Origin of the sequence: Streptomyces sp. AcH 505 (genome assembly GCF_000818175.1) — a bacterium.
GTDB lineage: Bacteria > Actinomycetota > Actinomycetes > Streptomycetales > Streptomycetaceae > Streptomyces.
Window position 1 is genome coordinate 1,115,595 of record NZ_JTIY01000001.1, and the last position, 3,465, is coordinate 1,119,059.

3 protein-coding genes are annotated in these 3,465 nt (G+C 69.0%); all 3 read right to left on the reverse strand.

Annotation, left to right across the window (positions count from 1 at the left end; all coding sequences use genetic code 11):
• Window positions 1-94: 94 nt before the first annotated feature.
• On the reverse strand, window positions 95-274 hold the full coding sequence (locus HY68_RS05105; RefSeq protein ID WP_041984916.1) for a hypothetical protein: 180 nt from the start codon (window positions 272-274) through the stop codon (window positions 95-97).
• Window positions 275-465: 191 nt separating this feature from the next.
• On the reverse strand, window positions 466-2,190 hold the full coding sequence (locus tag HY68_RS05110) for a membrane protein (protein WP_041984918.1): 1,725 nt from the start codon (window positions 2,188-2,190) through the stop codon (window positions 466-468).
• 172 nt (window positions 2,191-2,362) lie between these two features.
• The gene (locus HY68_RS05115) at window positions 2,363-3,115 is read right to left on the reverse strand and encodes a GntR family transcriptional regulator (RefSeq protein ID WP_041984921.1); all 753 of its coding nucleotides are present in this window, start codon (window positions 3,113-3,115) and stop codon (window positions 2,363-2,365) included.
• Window positions 3,116-3,465: the final 350 nt, after the last annotated feature.

The window sequence follows — 3,465 nt, forward strand, 5'->3', positions numbered from 1 at the left end:
CGGCCACCACGACTCGATCACTCATGCGCCGGAGCGTAACGCGCGGCGGCGCGCGGGACAGCGGCGCGCCGTACGGGGGGTGAGCGGGCGGGGCTCAGTGGGCGGGCTGGCTCACGCGCTCCACCCAGTAGAGCTTTCGCTGGCCGCGCCCGTCGAGGGTGTCGGCGATCTGCTGCGCCTCGTCCCTGGTGGCGTATCGGGCGACGCGATAGCGGTTGCCGTTGTCGTCCTGCCGTATCACCAGCCATGGGAGTACGGCTCCGCTGTCCGTCACCGAGCCCCTCCCGCCGCCGGCCTGCCGCTCATTGAAGATCTCCGGGAAACCGCAATCCGCATATGCCCGAGCCTACGCCTGACCTTCACTCAGCGGATACGTGTTTACACAAAGAGACACGCATCCGGCCAACAATGCGCCGAAAACCGAGGGGCGCGCGCCGTTCGCGCGCCCCTCGGCTGCCCGCTCGGTCAGCCGGTGCGCACCGTCGGCATCGGCATCAGCACTGGACCCGCCGTCGTCTCCTGCTGGCAGGCGTCCCCGCACTCGGAGTCCAGCGAACAGCAGAGCGAGCAGATCGGGCCCGACCGGACAGGGCAGTCGGCGATGTCCGGCAGCTCGTACGCCGTCTCGCAGACCGCGCAGAGATGGGTGGCGGTGATGTCGGGGACGTCGGCGTCCGGGCCGTTGACCGGGTTCGGCCGGGCCAGGTAGTACTTCCCCTTCGTCGCCCAGGCGATCAACGGGCAGAGCACCAGGGCGAGTCCGGCGGCGATGAAGGTCGAGAACGCCTCCGCGTACGCGCCGAAGAGTCCGAAGAAGGCGAGGATCGAGACGACGGAGGCGATCACCATCGAGCCGAAGCCGGCCGGGTTGACCGCGTACAGGTAGGCCCGTTTGAACTCGATGTACTTGGGGCTCAGTCCGACCCGCTTGTTGATGACGAGGTCGGCGGCGACGGCGGTGATCCAGGCGATCCCGACGTTGGAGTAGAAGCCGAGGAGCTTGTTCAGCGCGGCGAACATGTCCATCTCCATCAGCGTCAGCGCGATGGCGAGGTTGAGGAAGATGTACCAGACCCGCCCCGGGTGCTTGTGCGTCAGCCGGGAGAAGAAGTTCGACCAGGAGAGCGAACCGCTGTACGCGTTGGTCACGTTGATCTTCACCTGGGAGACGATCACGAAGATCGCGGCGGCCGGCAGCGCGAACGAGCCGAGCCACGGCTTGAGCGCCTCGATCTGCGGTGCGATCGGCTCCAGCGCGTGCGTCTTGCCGACGGCCTCCAGCGCGACGAAGGCGAGGAAGGCGCCGCCGAGCTGCTTGGCAGCGCCGATGATGACCCAGCCGGGCCCGGCAGCCAGTACGGCGATGTTCCAGCGGCGCTTGTTCTGCTCGGTCTTGGCCGGCATGAAGCGCAGGTAGTCGGCCTGCTCGCCGATCTGGGCGATGAGCGAGAGCGCCACGCCCGTACCGAGTCCGAAGCCGATCCAGTCGAAGCCGGAGCCCGCGCCCTCCGTGCCGCCGAAGGAGGTGAAGGCACCCCAGGAACCAGGGGCGTTGAACGCCAGCACCACGAACGGCAGGACGAGTCCGATGAGCCAGATCGGCTGGGTCCACGCCTGCACCTTCGCCAGCGCGCCCATCCCGCGGAAGACGATCGGGATGACGATCAGCGTGGTCAGCAGATAGCCGAACTGGACCGGCAGCCCGATCGCCTGGTGCATGGCCTGCGCCATGATCGAGCCTTCGAGCGCGAAGAAGATGAAGGTGAACGAGGCGTAGATCAGCGAGGTCAGGGTCGAGCCGAAGTAGCCGAAGCCGGCGCCGCGGGTGATGAGGTCCATGTCCAGGCCGTACTTGGCGCAGGCGCGGGCGATCGGGATGCCCGTGACGAAGATGATCGTGGCGGCGGTGAGGATGGAGGCGAACCCGCTGGTGAAGCCATACGTGAAGACGATCGAAGCGCCGATGGCGAAGTCGGCCAGATAGGCGATCCCGCCGAGCGCCGTGCCCGCGACCATCGAGGGCGACCAGCGGCGGAAGGAGTGCGGGGCGTAGCGGAGCGAGAAGTCCTCGCGGCTCTCGTCGGCGGCGAGTTTGGCGTAACTGCGCGGTGGCGCCCCGGGCGGGACGACGTCCGACGCCGGGTCGGGGACGGGGGCGGGGGGCGGGGCTGGTGCGGCTGTGTCCGTCATGAGGTGGCTTCCCCTTCGCCGACTGTGGACCGGTGGGCGGTGCACCGGTAGGAGGGGAAGGTAGGAGGCGGACATGACAAGGCCCGACTGCGGCGCGTTGCCTGGCCGTTACGGCACGACCTGAGGAGTTAACTCGCCGTCACGACCGCCGTACGGCCCGTCCGGATACCGGTCACTTGACAGAAAGGTGGTACGCGACGCGGTAGCGGTCGGCGGGGACGACCACATCGGCGGTCTCCACCGCGCGCCCCGACGCGTAGAACGTCCGCTCCAGGACCATCACCACATGGCCGGGCACCCCGCCCAGCGCCAGCAGTTCCTCGGCGAGCCCGGGGCGGGCGCCGACCTCCTCCAGCACGTTGTCCACGACGAGGTCGATGGCCGCCATCCGCTCGACCACCCCGCAGCCGCCGAGCGGCCCCTCCTCGGGCAGCATCACCGGCGTACGGCCCGTGACGGCCAGCGGCTCCCAGGAGGTGGAGAGCATCATCGGCTCGCCGCCGTCCCGGAAGACGTAGCGCGTGCGCATCACCCGGTCGTCCGGGGAGATGCCGAGGCGCACGGCGATCTCCGGCCCCGCCGCCTCCTGTTCGCTGCGCGACTCCCACGTACCCCTGGCCTCTTCGTCCGTCTGCTCCTGACGGAAGGGGTTGGAGCCCGCCGAAGGGCGGTAGCCGGAGCGGGAGATACGGCGCGGCACGGGGCGCTCGCGCACATAGGTGCCGGAGCCCGACCTGCCTTCGACGAGCCCCTCGGCCATCAGGACCTTGCGCGCCTCCAGGGCGACGGTGTCCGAAACGCCGTACTCCTCACGGATCCGCGCCTGTGAGGGCAGACGGGTGTGGGGTGGCAGCGCTCCGTCGACGATCTTCCGGCGAAGGTCACTCGCCACACGCAGGTAGGCCGGCTGCTCACCGAATGCCACGGGCCACTCCCAATCCCCATCGACCGTCCCCATCAGGCTTTTCCGCCAGCCCTCTCAGGTTGACAGACAGCAACAGCCTGGCAACCGTGGGTTGATCACCGCAAGCGTGGGCCAGGGTTTCACCCGAAGTGATGACTTGCGTTTACGCAGCAGGTATCCCGCCCAGGGCCCTCCGGACCCCCACTGTTGGTCCGCCCTCTTGACCCCATTGGTCCAGACCAATACCTTTCCGGCCATGAGCCTCACGCACCGCAGCACCCCGGCCCGAAGAACCCTGGGCAGACTCGCCGTTGCCGTCTGCTCCCTCGCCCTCGTCGCCACCGCCGCCCCCGCCGCGACGGCCGGCGGCC